The 14,656-nt window shown below is 37.0% G+C and carries 16 protein-coding genes, 1 riboswitch and 1 other annotated feature; of the genes, 11 read left to right on the forward strand and 5 right to left on the reverse strand.

The features are described from left to right. Positions 1 to 6: 6 nt before the first annotated feature. Complete coding sequence (gene cls, locus ACFQ32_RS10155; RefSeq protein WP_046324342.1) at positions 7 to 1,470, forward strand: cardiolipin synthase; 1,464 nt, start codon at positions 7 to 9, stop codon at positions 1,468 to 1,470. 51 nt (positions 1,471 to 1,521) lie between these two features. On the opposite strand, the gene ACFQ32_RS10160 is transcribed toward cls, so the two are convergent. Next, complete coding sequence (locus ACFQ32_RS10160) at positions 1,522 to 2,163, reverse strand: nitroreductase family protein (RefSeq protein WP_046324155.1); 642 nt, start codon at positions 2,161 to 2,163, stop codon at positions 1,522 to 1,524. A 136-nt stretch (positions 2,164 to 2,299) separates the two neighbouring features. Here ACFQ32_RS10160 and ACFQ32_RS10165 point away from each other — a divergent pair, with 136 nt between their 5' ends. Beyond that, entirely contained in the window at positions 2,300 to 2,602 is a 303-nt protein-coding gene (locus ACFQ32_RS10165) for a nucleoside triphosphate pyrophosphohydrolase (protein ID WP_046324154.1), read from the forward strand. 28 nt (positions 2,603 to 2,630) lie between these two features. Here the strand turns inward: ACFQ32_RS10165 and ACFQ32_RS10170 are convergent, their stop codons facing one another. Beyond that, positions 2,631 to 3,107, reverse strand: coding sequence for a hypothetical protein (locus ACFQ32_RS10170; RefSeq protein WP_046324153.1), 477 nt, complete (start codon positions 3,105 to 3,107; stop codon positions 2,631 to 2,633). 122 nt (positions 3,108 to 3,229) lie between these two features. After that, positions 3,230 to 3,468 (forward strand) — a binding site (T-box leader). A 59-nt stretch (positions 3,469 to 3,527) separates the two neighbouring features. On the opposite strand from ACFQ32_RS10170, the gene asnA reads away from it, so the two are divergent. From asnA to ACFQ32_RS10185, 3 genes are all read left to right on the forward strand, one after another. Further along, positions 3,528 to 4,541, forward strand: a complete 1,014-nt coding sequence (asnA, locus tag ACFQ32_RS10175; protein WP_046324152.1) for an aspartate--ammonia ligase — start codon at positions 3,528 to 3,530, stop codon at positions 4,539 to 4,541. A 121-nt stretch (positions 4,542 to 4,662) separates the two neighbouring features. Then, positions 4,663 to 5,367 carry an NAD-dependent protein deacylase gene (locus ACFQ32_RS10180; protein ID WP_122037164.1) on the forward strand — a complete coding sequence of 235 codons (705 nt, stop codon included), beginning with the start codon at positions 4,663 to 4,665 and terminating at the stop codon, positions 5,365 to 5,367. A 116-nt stretch (positions 5,368 to 5,483) separates the two neighbouring features. After that, positions 5,484 to 6,263 carry a TerC family protein gene (locus ACFQ32_RS10185; protein WP_046324151.1) on the forward strand — a complete coding sequence of 260 codons (780 nt, stop codon included), beginning with the start codon at positions 5,484 to 5,486 and terminating at the stop codon, positions 6,261 to 6,263. Here the strand turns inward: ACFQ32_RS10185 and ACFQ32_RS10190 are convergent. Next, positions 6,258 to 6,617, reverse strand: coding sequence for a DUF488 domain-containing protein (locus ACFQ32_RS10190; RefSeq protein WP_046324150.1), 360 nt, complete (start codon positions 6,615 to 6,617; stop codon positions 6,258 to 6,260). The genes ACFQ32_RS10185 and ACFQ32_RS10190 overlap by 6 nt on opposite strands. A gap of 44 nt (positions 6,618 to 6,661) precedes the next feature. Between ACFQ32_RS10190 and ACFQ32_RS10195 the strand changes: the two genes are divergently transcribed. The 3 genes from ACFQ32_RS10195 (at position 6,662) to ACFQ32_RS10205 (ending at position 10,083) form a co-directional block, all read left to right on the forward strand. Beyond that, on the forward strand, positions 6,662 to 7,294 hold the full coding sequence (locus tag ACFQ32_RS10195) for a DNA-3-methyladenine glycosylase (protein ID WP_046324149.1): 633 nt from the start codon (positions 6,662 to 6,664) through the stop codon (positions 7,292 to 7,294). 128 nt (positions 7,295 to 7,422) lie between these two features. Further along, a riboswitch (Lysine riboswitch) is annotated at positions 7,423 to 7,599 on the forward strand. Between the two features lie 109 nt (positions 7,600 to 7,708). After that, positions 7,709 to 9,334 (forward strand): ABC transporter substrate-binding protein/permease, encoded by a 1,626-nt coding sequence (locus ACFQ32_RS10200; protein ID WP_046324148.1) that lies wholly within the window; start codon positions 7,709 to 7,711, stop codon positions 9,332 to 9,334. Further along, entirely contained in the window at positions 9,334 to 10,083 is a 750-nt protein-coding gene (locus ACFQ32_RS10205; RefSeq protein ID WP_046324147.1) for an amino acid ABC transporter ATP-binding protein, read from the forward strand. Before ACFQ32_RS10200 ends, ACFQ32_RS10205 begins: the two co-directional genes overlap by 1 nt. 74 nt (positions 10,084 to 10,157) lie before the next feature. Here ACFQ32_RS10205 and ACFQ32_RS10210 read toward each other — a convergent pair whose 3' ends face one another. Beyond that, positions 10,158 to 11,051 (reverse strand): alpha/beta fold hydrolase, encoded by an 894-nt coding sequence (locus ACFQ32_RS10210; protein ID WP_052724611.1) that lies wholly within the window; start codon positions 11,049 to 11,051, stop codon positions 10,158 to 10,160. 215 nt (positions 11,052 to 11,266) lie between these two features. On the opposite strand from ACFQ32_RS10210, the gene ACFQ32_RS10215 reads away from it, so the two are divergent. After that, the gene (locus ACFQ32_RS10215; protein WP_046324146.1) at positions 11,267 to 11,668 is read left to right on the forward strand and encodes a hypothetical protein; all 402 of its coding nucleotides are present in this window, start codon (positions 11,267 to 11,269) and stop codon (positions 11,666 to 11,668) included. 69 nt (positions 11,669 to 11,737) lie between these two features. On the opposite strand, the gene ACFQ32_RS10220 is transcribed toward ACFQ32_RS10215, so the two are convergent. Beyond that, on the reverse strand, positions 11,738 to 12,109 hold the full coding sequence (locus ACFQ32_RS10220; RefSeq protein ID WP_143443996.1) for a hypothetical protein: 372 nt from the start codon (positions 12,107 to 12,109) through the stop codon (positions 11,738 to 11,740). 169 nt (positions 12,110 to 12,278) lie between these two features. Here ACFQ32_RS10220 and ACFQ32_RS10225 point away from each other — a divergent pair, with 169 nt between their 5' ends. Together ACFQ32_RS10225 and ACFQ32_RS10230 are read left to right on the forward strand one after the other, a co-directional pair. Continuing rightward, on the forward strand, positions 12,279 to 13,874 hold the full coding sequence (locus tag ACFQ32_RS10225) for an ATP-binding protein (protein ID WP_046324144.1): 1,596 nt from the start codon (positions 12,279 to 12,281) through the stop codon (positions 13,872 to 13,874). Position 13,875: 1 nt separating this feature from the next. After that, the gene (locus ACFQ32_RS10230; protein WP_046324143.1) at positions 13,876 to 14,562 is read left to right on the forward strand and encodes a response regulator; all 687 of its coding nucleotides are present in this window, start codon (positions 13,876 to 13,878) and stop codon (positions 14,560 to 14,562) included. Positions 14,563 to 14,656 lie beyond the last annotated feature (94 nt).

Genomic DNA, 14,656 nt, shown 5'->3' on the forward strand with positions numbered 1-14,656 from the left:
GAGGAAATAAGTGTGATTCTGCTCCGTGACATAGGACGCATCATCATTATTACTAATACTATCTTAGCCTTTTACATCGTCTTTCACAGAAGACGCTCTGTCTCAACAACCTGGGCCTGGCTGATTATCTTGCTGGTTTTTCCAGTTTTAGGGATGATCATTTACGGCTTTTTCGGTCGGGGAATTTCGCAGGAAAATATTTTCGCTATTAACAAACAACATCATATTGGGTTGCGAAATGTCCAAAAATCTATTACTGCTGCTCCTAAAAAAATCAGTACATCTGATACGTCAAATAAGGCTAAGATGGTTATACACTTTTTTGATCACGATGGTGAGTCACCATTAAGTAAAAATAACCACGTTAAGCTTTATACCGATGGTGCAATCATGTTTCACGACATGATGCGTGACATTAAAAAAGCTAAACAGTCTGTAAATGTTGAATTTTACACCTTTTATAATGATGAAATAGGCAATGATTTCCTCGATTTGCTGATTCAAAAGGCACAAGAAGGCGTATCTGTACGCTTACTATATGATGCTTGGGGTTCGATGGGAGCAACTAAAGCATGGTTTGACCAACTAAGAAAAGCCGGTGGCGTTGTGCTACCTTTTATTACTTCACGCAATATGATTACGCGTTACCGGATTAACTACCACTTGCACCGCAAAATTGTCGTAGTTGACGGTAAAACATCTTGGACCGGCGGCTTTAATATTGGTGACCAATATCTCAGTCGTAAGAAAAAGTTTGGTTATTGGCGTGACAGTCAGGTGAGAATTGTCGGTTCAGCCTCTCTGCTCTTGCAAGAACGATTTGTCATGGATTGGAATGCTTCCATTCAAAAGGAAAACCAAGTAATCACATTTAATACTGTTCTTTTCCCTAATTTAGATGAAAATGAAATTCATCCCGGCGACGTAGCTACACAGATAATTTCAGATGGGCCCGATCGTTACAATGCTAATATGCGTAATGGTATTATGCGCCTAATGTCTTTAGCTAAAAAGAGACTCTGGATTCAGACACCCTATTTAATTCCTGACGACGCGATGTTTGCGACTTTGCAAACTATTGCTATGTCGGGAATTGATTTGCGAATTATGATTCCGTGCAAACCTGATCACCCTTTTATTTATCGCGCCACACAATGGTATGCCAATGAACTATCTCGTTATGGTATTAAAATTTATATTTATAATAAAGGTTTTATTCATGCTAAAACAATTGTGGTTGACGACACTTTTTCTACGGTTGGTTCAATGAATCAAGACTATCGCTCCTATGATCTTAACTTTGAAGATGTTGCCGTTTTTTATGATAAAAATTTTACCAGTGAAGTCGCACAGTCTTTTGAAGATGATATGAAAGATTCATCATTATTAACACCCGAGGATATAGCCAAACAAGGTCGCTGGCTCAAGATTTTGCAAAGTTTCTCACGGATGCTTTCACCAATTTTATAATTAACAAAAAGCCTTCCACAACGGAAGGCTTTTAAAATGCGCTATTATTAATTATTCCGCAAAGTGATAAACACTTTCAGCTGGATAGCGAGTTGTTTTAGCCATAGTTTCTTCAGTTTCATTGCTCTTGCCAATTACTATTGCCATTACTGGTAAGTAGCGTTTTGGCTCTAAGTTAAAGGTTCTGGCAATTTTAGACTCGTCATAGCCAGCAATTGGGTTAGTGTCGTAACCATGGTTGCGAGCAACGAGCATAAACTGCATGGCAGCAAGTGAACAAGATCTAATGGAATCAATTGCACAAGAATAATATGTGCCGTTTTCATAAGATGGCAAAAAGGTTCTTAAGACTTCGTCTAATTTTTCCTTAGTGATATTGCCTGTCTCATATTCCTTGGTCCAATTTTCACGATACTTTTTATAAGCATAAACATCGGCAAAGACTTGCACGACTGCAGCACAGCTGTCCATCTGGGAATCGTTAAATCTCAGCATGTATTTCTTAACTTTAGCAATAGTTTCCGGGGTGTCTGCTACTTCAAAGTGCCAACCTTGCAAGTTGCAGCCAGAAGGAGCTGTAATTGTTTCTTCAAACATTTCCTTAAATTCTGAACGCGGAATCTTGACACTCTTATCAAAATGGCGCACAGAATGACGATTTTGAACCACATCATTAAAATCGTTATTACGCATTTCGTCACACTTTCTTTATTAAATATATCTCTACTCGTTAATTTTACTACATCTTGTTACCGCTTTCACATATTATTTATAATTATTAGCAGTATAATAATATATAAATTATTACAGCTAAGAAAGGTCTATTAAAATGAAAAAACTAGTCAGAGATAAAATTCCAGAATTTGCTCATTATGCTACTTATCGCAAACTTGCTCCAGCAGAAATTGAACCAGCATTAAAGCAAAAACTAATTGAAGAAACTAACGAAGTTCTTGCCGCTAAAACCGAAACTAATTTAATTGAAGAGTTGGGTGACGTTTACGAAGTCATTTTAGCCTATCTTAAATTTAAAAACGTTGACCAGGATACTTTTTTAAATCAGGTCAATAAAAAACGCGCTCTTAAGGGCGGTTTTACTAAATATTTGGAAATGAACTGGGAAGAAAAATAATTCAAAAAAAGACACGCTTTTACGTGACTTAAAAAATATCCTGAATTTCAATATGAATATCATGATGAATGTGATTTTTGAGCGCCTCAACAATTTGCGCAACGCCATTGGAAAAGCGCAGGTAATATTGTCTGTTCTTTTGGGTTGTCAAAATACAAATTACCTGCTTTTTCTTTGGATTAGGTACTTTAATTAAAGTTACCATTGCAATTTCCGAATATGAAATCGTTCGGCGAAAGTAACCTGAAACTACGGCCCTTTTTGGTGCCAGACCTGTAAAGCCGTCAATTATACCGATCATCAAGAAAATCGCTAAAAATATACTTAAACCCGGGTCTCCCTTTTCAATTAATTGCCAGGTAAAACCGATCCAGATAAAAATCACGGCCCAAATAATTGAAGAGGAGCGATAATGTCCCTTTAAATCAATATTTGCCTGCCAGTACCAACTATAACAGGTGTAGCCTAAAAGTAAGGCATCCAGAATTAGATAAAAAACTATCATATGACTCTCCTCAATTGTATTTTCATCTATTATAACAGACTCACAGTCTTTAGAGCGGTTAATCAACATTAATGATATTTTACTTGCATTTTTATTAAAATTATGATTGAATTATTATCAAATTAAATGCAGTGAAAAAGACGAGTAAATAGCTTATCTCTTTAAGTGAATCGGTGACAGTGGAAAACCGTTAGACCCTGAGTTATTGAAAAACACTTTTAGCAGCACGCTGAAATTCATGTAAAAGTAGGTTGTGTCGTCTCCAGTACGTTACCACGCTGGTGAAGCATGTTAGTGCTTCATGAGTTGGCCCTTTAGGGCAATTGAGGTGGTACCGCGGAAAAAGCCTTTCGTCCTTGTTTTTATTAAAAACGGGATAAAGGGCTTTTTCTTTTCCTTAATTTATAGGAGGTCAAAACAATGACTTTAATTTTACCCGCAGGTTACCACCCTACTCTCACAATTCGTGATACAGAAGCAGCTATCGTGTTTATTCGAGAAGAATTTCAAAGAGTTTTAGCTAAAAAATTACATTTACAACGGATGTCTGCCCCACTTTTCGTCGAAAAGCATACAGGGCTTAACGATAACCTGAATGGAGTTGAACGTCCAGTTGCCTTTGATGCTAAGAATTTGCCTGCAGATGATACACTTGAAATCGTGCATTCCCTTGCTAAATGGAAAAGAATGGCACTAAAAAAATACGGCTTTAACATGCACGAAGGACTTTTCACTAACATGAATGCCATTCGCCGCGATGAAGATTTAGACAACTTCCACTCGCTCTATGTGGATCAGTGGGATTGGGAAAAAATCATTGCTAAAGAGGAAAGAACAGAGGAAACCCTGAAAAGCACCGTTACTAAAATTTTTGCAGCAATTAAGGAAATTGAAGCTGGTTGCGCTTCCCGCTATCCCGCTTCTACTTACCACCTACCTGAGAAACTTTACTTTATTACCACGCAGGAATTAGAAGACCGCTGGCCGGATATTAGTCCTGAAGAACGGGAAAACAAGATAACTGCAAAAGAAAAAGCCGTCTTTATTATGAAAATCGGCGACAAGCTAAAGAGAAGTGGCAAGCCCCACGATGGTCGGGCACCAGATTATGATGACTGGCAACTAAATGGTGATCTGATTTTCTGGTATGAGCCCTTGAAACAAAAAATTGAAATTTCTTCAATGGGTATTCGCGTTAGTCCAGAAAGTCTCCACGAACAATTAAAGAAAGCTGATTGTCTGGACCGTGAAAAATTGGAATTTCACCGCATGTTGCTTGATGGAGAATTGCCTTATACCATCGGTGGTGGAATTGGGCAATCCCGCTTATGCATGCTTTTGCTTGGTAAAGCCCACATTGGTGAAGTACAAGCTAGTGTTTGGCCTCACGATATGATTACTAAATGCAAAGAACATGACATTCAAATTTTATAATTAATAAAAACCATGCTAGCAATTTCTGACAGCATGGTTTTTATTGCAATAACCCTATCTCACAGGCAAAATCTTGTAGTAAACTAACAGTAGAAAATCTAGTTTTAAGAAAGGCAAAATTATGATTGATTCTAACAAGATAACTGAATTAAAAAATGATATTGATCAGGCACGCCACATTACTTTTCTGACTGGTGCCGGCGTTTCAACTCATTCTGGTATTCCTGATTATCGTTCTAAAAACGGTATTTATGATGGCGTCTCTGAAAGTCCGGAAACAATTCTGAGTGAAGAAACGCTTTATCAGCGACCTGAATTTTTCTACAAGTTCGTCATGGATAATATGTACTTTCCTAGCGCCAAGCCAAACGAAATCCACCAGAAAATTGCCGCTATCTGCAATGAAAAAGGCGATTTAATCACCCAAAATGTTGATGGCTTGGACAACAAAGCTGGCAATAAACACGTCACTGAATTTCACGGCTGCCTTTATAATATCTACTGCACTAAATGTCATAAATCAGTTTCATACGCTGAATATGCGAAGTCCTACCGTCATGAAAATTGTGGCGGTATTATCAGACCAGGAATTGTTTTATACGGTGAAGCCATTAATGGTGACAGTTTGGCAAAGTCTGTCAACGCCATGCAAAATTCTGACTTAGTAATTATTTCAGGCACTAGTTTTGTGGTCTATCCCTTTGCTCAACTTTTATCTTACAGGCAAACTGGAGCGAAAGTTTGGGCAATTAATAAAACAGCCATCCCGGCAGAAGGCATTTCTGCCATCATTGCGGATGCTCTAGATGTTTTTAAGCAGCTTTAAATTTTTAAGCAGGCTCTTTAAGCTATTCTATTTGCTTTTTACCCAAGCACTAATTATTACTTGTTAAATTTCGATACAGTAATTAAAATTTATCTGAAAAAGAAAAGAGCCTTTAAATGACAATTTTTAAAATGTATGCTCCCTTTTTTAGTGGCAGCAACTGGATACACGTGTTAACCAGTGGTAAAGATTGGCTCACCATCTTAACCCTGATTCTGATGGAATGCTTGCTTTCCGTTGACAATGCGGTTGTGTTGGCAGCCCAAACCAAGGTTCTGCCTGATAAAAAACAACAGGAAAAGTCATTATTCTATGGCCTTTGGGGTGCATATATTTTTCGCTTTATCGTGATTGGCATTGGTACTTACTTAATCAATTTCTGGGAGATAAAATTAGCGGGCAGTCTGTATCTTTTCTATCTTTCCTTTAAGTTTTTCTACGACCAAAGGCATCCCCAAAAGGCTGCCACTAGCGCAAAGATTGAAAGTGCAAAAATTACTAAGCATACCCCTAAAAAGGGCAAACATTTTTTGTCACTTTTCTGGCGGACCGTTATTTCAATTGAAGCAATGGATATCGTTTTTTCAATTGATTCAGTGCTAGCTGCCCTAGCAGTTTCCAGTAATCCGGTAGTGGTATTAATTGGCGGCATGATCGGTATCTTGTGCATGCGGGGCGTCGCTGAAATCATCATCAAATTGATGGATATTATTCCTGAATTGCAGCCAATGGCTTATATTTTAATCGGCATCATTGCTTTTAAACTGTTGCTGTCTTTGCCACCTCTAAGCTACGAATTACCTAATACGACCTTTGCATTAATCGTGTTCAGTATTCTAATTTTAACTATTGCTTTTCACTTTTTACGTGTTAAAAAGAGTAAACGCAAATTATAGTCTTTGATCAACGTATTCTTTGAGCACAACTGCCTGGTTGTGCTCTTTATTCTTTGCACCATAAAGAAAAAGAACATCTTGTTTTGCAAGCTCAGCTTTAACTTGGGCGATAAAATTGACAGTCACAGGATTGTGGTCCAATTCATTTATGTATTTTTGCCGAAACTCAGAATATTTAGTATCATCATGATTGAACCACTTACGCAATTCGGTGCTGGGACCAATTTCTTTTGCCCATTCATCTAAATTTGCATCTTTTTTACTTTTACCTCGTGGCCACAGACGGTCAACTAGAATGCGGTAGCCGAGCGGTTGCTCATGATCGTAAATGCGTACTAATTTTATCTTTGTCATGCTAATATCCCCTTTTAATTTAAGTTTACTACACGGAAGAAAAAATGAATTACTCAACTTATTTTACTAATAAATCTACCGCCACTATTACTAAAGATTTAATTGGCAGACCCCTCACATACAATGACGGTGAACATATTATGGGTGGCTACATTGTAGAAGCGGAAGCATATTTAGGGGTCAAAGATCGCGCAGCTCATTCATACGGCGGTCATCGCAGCCCAGCTAATGAAGGTCTTTATCGCAAAGGCGGCACCATCTATATTTATGCTCAAAGACAATATTTCTTTTTTGATGTTGCAACGCAAGAATATAATGAGCCGCAAGGAGTTTTAATCAGAGCTATTGAACCAGTTTGGGGCATAGCGCAGATGATTAAAAATCGCGGGGGTAAAGACGGTGTCCTTTTAACTAATGGCCCCGCGAAAATGATGCAGGCTTTTGGCATTCACAGTAAAAAATGGAATTTACACCTCTTAACTGACTCCCCTTTTAAAATTGATTTAGATGACAGTCACAAAAAGCTGGCTAAGGAAATTAAAACCAGTGCCAGAATCGGTGTTAGCCAGTCTGAACTAGAATGGGCCAATAAAAAACTGCGTTACTATGTAGCTGGCAACCCGTATGTTTCCAGAATGAAAAAGAAAGCTTACCAAAGTGGCAATGGCTGGCAGTAACAGTAGCTTTTCGAAGTCTTTTAAAATAGTAAAAGAAAATAAATGAGATAATTATAAAATATTTTTTAAATAAAATTATTGACAAGTTGCTTTTAATAGCCTATTATTTTTCTAAGTTAAATAATTTCCAATGCAATAGAGGTCGCGGTTATTACAAAACTGATCTGAGTGAGCGAACACTGTGAAGTTCAGGATAAGAATTACCGCCGAAATAAGAATATTGTTCGTTTCAATTTTCTTGTTGGGCTGCAAGAGAATATTTTGCAGACTGTCCTGGTTAGTCCCCAGGGAGCGCTATATGATTTGTTTTAAAAATAGATTATGAACCTCGTTGTTTTGATTAACAGCGAGGTTTTTGTTTACGCTTTTATTGTATTGGCTTTATTTGAAACATATTTTGTGGAGGTTTTCAAAATGAAGTCAAGATTTAAGTGGTTGGCTACCCTAGTTGCCTTATTCACTTGTTTGAGCATAGCAGCTAATTTTAGTCTTACTGAAGCTGCTGCCCAAAAAGATGAGGGCACATTAAAAGTAGCCATGGAAGCTAATTACCAGCCTTACAATTGGACACAAACAAATGATGCTAACGGTGCTGTACCTATTGAGGGTTCAAAAGAATTCGCCAATGGCTATGATGTTAAAATTGCCAAAATTATTGGGCAAAAATTGCATCGAAAAGTTGAAGTAGTTAAGACCGAATGGGATGGTTTACTGCCTGCTCTAACCAGCGGCAAAGCTGATTTGATTATTGCCGGCATGAGCCCTACAGCTGAGCGTGAAAAAGCCATTAATTTCTCTCAGCCTTATAGAAACAGTACTTTTGTGGTAATTACCAAGATTAATAGCAGATACGCTAACGCTAAGAAACTAACCGACTTTAAGGGTGCAAAATTAACGGCGCAACAAGGCACTTTCCACTATGACCTGATCAAGCAGTTAAAGGGCGCTAAGCGTCAACCGGCTATGCGTGATTTTGCGGCAATGCGGCAAAGTTTAATCTCCGGTACTATTGATGGCTATGTTGCCGAGGACACTGAATCAACTTCCTTTAAGATGGTTGATCCTGACATTAAGTCAATTCCTGTCAGCAAAATGGCTGGTTTCCACGCCACAAAAGATGAGTCTGTCACTGCCATCGGAATCGCTAAGCCCAACAAAGCTCTGCTTAAGAGTGTTAACCAAATATTAGCTACTATTCCTCAAGCAAAAAGAACTAAGCTAATGACTGAAGCTGTTAAGCAGCAGCCTAAAACTGATAATGACAAAAAAGGCAAAAAGACTAAGTCAGAACCGTGGTTAGTATCAATGTGGCGCCAATATGGCGGCATGATCTTAAATGGTATCGGCATGACGCTGCTTCTGGCCTCAGTTGGTACTGTTGCAGGTTTCTTTATCGGTCTGGCAGTTGGTATCGTCAGAACCATTCCTACACCAACTACTACCGGTAAAAGATGGCTGCTCAAGTTTGTGAACTGGCTACTTTCGGTTTACATCGAAGTCTTCCGGGGTACGCCAATGATGGTGCAAGCAGCTGTGATTTACTATGGTATTGCCCAATTCTGGCACCTGAATATTGACAGAACCGTCGCCGCACTAATCATTGTTTCCATCAATACGGGTGCATATTTAGCCGAAATTATTCGCGGAGGTATTATTTCTACACCCGAAGGTCAGTTTGAAGCAGCCAGTGCTTTGGGAATGACTCATAATCAAAGAATGTGGCATATTATTTTGCCACAGGCAATCAAGAATTGCCTACCTTCAATTACTAACGAATTTATTGTTAACATCAAGGATACTTCTGTTCTAAGTATTATCTCCGTATCAGAGTTGTTCTTCGTTGGTTCAACTGTTGCTAGTCAGACATTCAAGTTCTTCCCAACTTACCTGACAATTTCTGCTATCTACCTCATCTTGACCTTTACCATCACGAGAATATTCAACTTAATTGAAAAACACCTCCAAGGAAGTAAGAATTACAACTTAATGGCAAACCAAGTTCAAGTGGGCACACCAAAAGACATGGAGGCTAAGAACTAATGACTGAAACAAACGAAACTATTTTAAGTTTAAAGCACATCAAGAAAACATTCGGTGAACACCAAGTGTTAAAAGATATCTCTTTTGACATTAATAAAGGTGAAATTGCCACCATTATCGGTCCTTCAGGTGGCGGTAAATCAACTACTTTGCGTTGCATTAACCTACTAGAAGAGCCTACCGCCGGCGAGGTTGATTTTCATGGTGAAAATGTCCTGGCACCAAACTACAACCGCAATATTTATCGAGCCAAAGTCGGCATGGTTTTCCAACAATTCGATTTGTTTGAAAACAAGAACGTTTTAGCTAATTGTATGGTCGGTCAAGAGTTGGTATTAAAACGGTCAAAAGACGAAGCCCGCCAAATTGCGCTGGCCAATCTGAAAAAGGTGGGCATGGAGCAATACGTTAATGCTCGTCCCAGCCAGCTTTCAGGTGGCCAACAACAACGGGTTGCGATTGCCCGTGCTATCTGCATGGATCCAGAAATTTTGTTATTTGATGAGCCTACTAGTGCTTTGGATCCTGAGATGGTCGGAGAAGTTTTAAGCGTCATGAAGAACCTGGCTACTACTGGTTTAACGATGATTATCGTAACCCACGAAATGGCATTTGCTAAAGAGATTTCCGACCAAATGTTTTTCATCAGCGATGGCGTCATTACCGAACAAGGCACGCCAGATCAATTATTCAATCATCCGCAAAATGAAAAAACCGTCAAGTTTTTGAGTAATTTTCAGAATAATTAATAAGGTCTAATTAAACATAAAAAACTGGTAAACTCACGCTGTTAATAACGTGATTTGCCAGTTTTTTAGTTTGCTTATGACTCTAAAAGCCTAATAATTTCCTGATTAAATTTAGTTGGCTCCTCCCACTGCGGAAAGTGACCGGAATGGTCAAACCAAATTATATTGCACGGACTAGTAATTTTAGCAGCATATTCTGCAGTCAATTGCGAGGACACATGGTGGTCATGCCTGCCCTCACAGAAAGTGATGGGAACGGCAAAATGCAGAACATTTTCAAAATTAACGTCCATCAGTTCTTCCCAGAAATATTGAATTGATTGCTTCGAGCCTTGCAAGCGATGAATTAAGTCCTTAAAAGAATAATCTTTAGCAGATATAAACGGCCCAATTAATTTACGGTAGTTTTTAGCGCCGTAAATTGAGCCACCGTAAGCCACAATCATTTTAGTTAATTTGAGACTAGCTTTAGTTGGTTCATGTGCAAAATCAAGTTGGTCAAGTTTGGCAGTATTTTTCATTTTTGTTCTTAAAAAAGCTTTTTGTAAAGCAATATTCTTTTTCATATTAACGACTTGGCCAATTCCGATATATTGTGCAACCAGGTCCGGATACATTTGAATAAAGTAGAGCCCTAAAACCGTGCCCCAAGAATGACCCATAATAATCAATTTATCTTGTTTTAACCGTTTTAATAAATAAAGCACAAACTGATGAATATCTGCCAAGATGGTGTCAATAGACAAGTTTTCTTCAGGCGAGAATTTGTAATACGATAGTCCACTGCCCCTTTGTTCCAGATTGACAAAGATAAAATGATCTTCTAGTTCGCTATTAAATTTTTTCGTTAAGGGAATGCAGGCATCGCCTGGTCCACCGTGCAAATATAAAATGATTGGTTTCCGGCCTTGCTTTGAACTAATTGAAAAATATAGTTTAGTCCCGTTAATTTCTACGTTTTCTATCACTGATGTACTCATTTTTTGGCCTATATTCATATAATCGATTGCTATTATGCATACACTGCTACTTTATTTAAGTATATTATTAATGCCGCTATTTTGTAAATTCCAAATTAAGTTTGACAAAAATTAGATTCTATTATTATATGTAGATAAATAGTCAACAAGCATTACGCTAGTAGAAAACCTTCTACTTTTACCTCATCATCGGAGAAAAACTCATGAAGAAAAATGGTTACAAAATTACTACCTACATTTTTGGATTCTTATTTATTATCACTTTAGGCTTTTTGCTCTATGATACTAGAAACCCGCCCACTGTATTTGGGGGTTTTACTAATAATACAATGCCACTAAATCCTTCCAATCCTCATGTGGAAATTTCGTTTGGTTTGGACCCCGAATATGCTATAAATGTCGACGGACATCAATTTGAAAGAGGCACATATAAACGCATAAGTGACAGTGTGTTTAGCTTAAAAGCAAATAATGGTAAAGAGAATGGTGTCGCTTTTTTATCAAATAAAGGTTCATACTTGTTTCACTCTAAACTAAAGAAAAAGCTGATTAATATTGAAAAGTTTTCGAATAAGCCAGAAATAAAGCCAGGGACTATCAAATAGTCTAACGTACTTTATGCTAGAAAAAATACCAAGCAGTATAGTTGCCTGGTACTCAAATCTTGTTAAATTTTATTCATTTTTACTTTCAGCTTGGTAAAATTTAGCCCGATTAATTAAATAGTCAAATAAAATCACACAGATTAGATTTAATACAATAATTAAGAGTATCAATAATGGGTGATCTTCTTGTTCATCTGTCATATTCAACAAATATAAAGTTTCAAAACTAATAGGTGCACCTTGCAATGCCATAAAATAAAATAAATCATTTTCGACTTGCTTAGTAAATGTTTCTTCTTTTACTTCAAAGCAAGCCGTAGCAATTATTGTTATGATGAATGCACTAATTGACCATATTAAGTTATAATTCGGCTTATTGGAGAAAAAAGCCTCCATTTCAATTATACACAACCACAGTAAAGCAACTCTTGCTAATTTCATTTTCATCTCATTTCCCACAGCCTTTCTCTTCTAATTTATTTTAATCATTTTATCATATTTTATAGTATAAGTAAAATGTGATTTTATCAAAAATATTATTCTAATAATAATTAAGGGGTCTCAGCTGTATGAAAGAGATATTAAGTTATCCAATATCAAAGGCAGATATATGTTTAAAAAAACACGTTTTACGCTGCAAACAAAAACTATTTTTCTGGTTTTCTTTACCACCATTGTTTTTATTCTAACTGCTGGAACCATCACCTCATACAAAGTAGCGCAAAATCAAAAACAAATCATCAAAGAAGAAATTAATAGTGTGTCTAAAATTGTGGCCAATAATGAGCAGGTACAAATTGCTTTAAGAAAAAAAGTCAAACCCACAACATATAACCCGATCCAAAAATATGCCGAACAAGTTAAAAAAGAAACTAAAGTAGACTTTATTGTGGTACTTGACAATAATTACGTCCGCTATTCCCATCCTTCTGAGAATCATATCGGCAAAAAATTCAGTTCGCCTTCTGATGCTCAAAAATCAAGCTCTGGTAAGGCGCATTATTCTCACCGTATGGGTGTTTTGGGAACTGGCTACCGGATTTTCCGCCCAATTTTTGCACACAAGCAGCAAATCGGAATAGTTTGTGTTGGTCTCACTGACAAATCAATTAATAAAGTTATTCGAGTCGCCCAAAGATCAGTTGTAATTGGCTCTCTAGTTTCATTAATAATTGGCATACTGCTGGCTTTATTAATATCAAGACGCATTAAAAAAACGCTGTTTGATATGGAACCAAACGAAATTGCATTTAAGCTCACAGAATTATATGCTATTAATGACAGTATTGATGAAGCGCTTATTGTTGTAAATAATCACAAAATTTTAATTACTGCTAATTACTTGGCTAAAAAATCTTTCCCTTCCTTAATGGTGGGAAAAGCCCTGGATAAAAATCTAATTGATTTATTATTTGCAGACAGCCAACAATTACCTAAAACAAATGAGCTTGTCTTAATCAATGCTAAAGAATATATTGTTTCAGTTAGTCAACTGGTATACCATAAGCAGATTTTTGGTCAAGTTGCTCTACTGCAGGATCAGTCCAAATACCAGAAGTTATCCGAACAGCTTGCCGGCAGCCAACAATACATTCAGTCACTAAGGGCACAGTCACACGAATTTTTAAATAAATTGCAGGCAATTTACGGCATGATTGAATTAAAGCAGTATGATCAAGTTAATTCATTCATTGCAAAAATAAACCAAAATTACCAGCAAGAATTTGGTCAACTGAATAAACAGCTCGAATCCCCTGCGCTTGTTGGCTTTTTAACTGGAAAAATGAACCAGGCGCAAGAGCAAAGAGTCAACTTGGAAATTACGCCAGACTCCAATTTACCGCAAAAGGTTGTAACTGAGCAATTAAATTTAGACCTGATTAAAATACTGGGCAACCTCATTGATAATTCGCTTGCAGCAATTAAAGATAGCGGCAAAATCACCTTGGCAATTAATTTCGATAATGAAAGTTCAGTCTTAATTATTGAAGTTGCTGATACTGGTACTGGCATTTCAAGTGAAGTTAAAAAGCATTTATTTAAACAGAAGTATTCAACTAAGGGCAAGGATCACGGCTATGGACTTATTCTGGTGCAGCAAATCATTAAATCCTATAGTGGCCATCTTGAAGTTTCATCTTGTAAACCTCATGGTAGCAATTTTTATATAGAATTGCCTTTGCAGGAAAAAAACGAAAAGGAATAAAATGTTAACAATTTTAATAGTTGAAGATGACCCGATGGTCAGCTCGATTAACAAACAATATTTAATGAGAATTATTAAGCCGGAAAACCTGACTGTTTATCAAACCGCTACTGCGAATAAGGCACTAGCAATTACTAAAAAAATCAGTCCTGATTTGATATTACTTGATGTTTACCTTCCTAAAACTTCTGGCACCGAATTACTGGAACAATTTATTCAACATAATCTCCATCCCAATGTCATTATGCTTTCTGCCGCCAAAGACAGTACCAACATCAATATGGCTTTAAAATATGGTGTTTTGGACTACTTGCTCAAACCTTTTTCTTTTAAACGTTTTAAAGAGGCAATTGAACATTTTTTAAAATATAACGAAGTATTGCAAAAAAACAACACGGTGTCACAAGGTGAACTTGATCATATTTTTATTACCCAAGATATGAATAACTTAAATGATGAGACCGGGTTGCCTAAAGGGCTTTCAGATTTTTCCTTAACCAAAATTAAAACTGCTATTTCCCAACTTGCTGGTGAATTTTCCAATCAAGATGTAGCACGACAGTCGAAGTTATCACGCATTACTACTAAAAAATATTTGGACTATCTGGAAAGAACCGGCAAACTTTCCACTAAAGTGCACTATTTAAAGGTTGGTCGACCAATTAAAATATACAAATTGAATAAATAAAAAAACAAGCTATTGTCTGAAGCTAACCCCTAAAACTGGACGTTAGTTTTATATCGTTTTACTTAAGGCTTGATTCCGATATTGAATCGGAGTT

It is taken from the genome of Lactobacillus melliventris, assembly GCF_042679465.1.
Classification (GTDB): Bacteria; Bacillota; Bacilli; order Lactobacillales; family Lactobacillaceae; genus Lactobacillus; species Lactobacillus melliventris.

What these genes read in the sequence shown, in the direction of transcription:
- ACFQ32_RS10160 (WP_046324155.1), bottom strand. Translation starts at nt 2,163, where the DNA reads ATGCGTAATAACGATTTTAATGATGTGGTTCAAAATCGTCATTCTGTG.
- ACFQ32_RS10165 (WP_046324154.1), top strand. Translation starts at nt 2,300, where the DNA reads ATGAAAAAACTAGTCAGAGATAAAATTCCAGAATTTGCTCATTATGCT.
- ACFQ32_RS10170 (WP_046324153.1), bottom strand. Translation starts at nt 3,107, where the DNA reads ATGATAGTTTTTTATCTAATTCTGGATGCCTTACTTTTAGGCTACACC.
- asnA (WP_046324152.1), top strand. Translation starts at nt 3,528, where the DNA reads ATGACTTTAATTTTACCCGCAGGTTACCACCCTACTCTCACAATTCGT.
- ACFQ32_RS10180 (WP_122037164.1), top strand. Translation starts at nt 4,663, where the DNA reads ATGATTGATTCTAACAAGATAACTGAATTAAAAAATGATATTGATCAG.
- ACFQ32_RS10185 (WP_046324151.1), top strand. Translation starts at nt 5,484, where the DNA reads ATGACAATTTTTAAAATGTATGCTCCCTTTTTTAGTGGCAGCAACTGG.
- ACFQ32_RS10190 (WP_046324150.1), bottom strand. Translation starts at nt 6,617, where the DNA reads ATGACAAAGATAAAATTAGTACGCATTTACGATCATGAGCAACCGCTC.
- ACFQ32_RS10195 (WP_046324149.1), top strand. Translation starts at nt 6,662, where the DNA reads ATGAATTACTCAACTTATTTTACTAATAAATCTACCGCCACTATTACT.
- ACFQ32_RS10200 (WP_046324148.1), top strand. Translation starts at nt 7,709, where the DNA reads ATGAAGTCAAGATTTAAGTGGTTGGCTACCCTAGTTGCCTTATTCACT.
- ACFQ32_RS10205 (WP_046324147.1), top strand. Translation starts at nt 9,334, where the DNA reads ATGACTGAAACAAACGAAACTATTTTAAGTTTAAAGCACATCAAGAAA.
- ACFQ32_RS10215 (WP_046324146.1), top strand. Translation starts at nt 11,267, where the DNA reads ATGAAGAAAAATGGTTACAAAATTACTACCTACATTTTTGGATTCTTA.
- ACFQ32_RS10220 (WP_143443996.1), bottom strand. Translation starts at nt 12,109, where the DNA reads ATGAAATTAGCAAGAGTTGCTTTACTGTGGTTGTGTATAATTGAAATG.
- ACFQ32_RS10225 (WP_046324144.1), top strand. Translation starts at nt 12,279, where the DNA reads ATGTTTAAAAAAACACGTTTTACGCTGCAAACAAAAACTATTTTTCTG.
- ACFQ32_RS10230 (WP_046324143.1), top strand. Translation starts at nt 13,876, where the DNA reads ATGTTAACAATTTTAATAGTTGAAGATGACCCGATGGTCAGCTCGATT.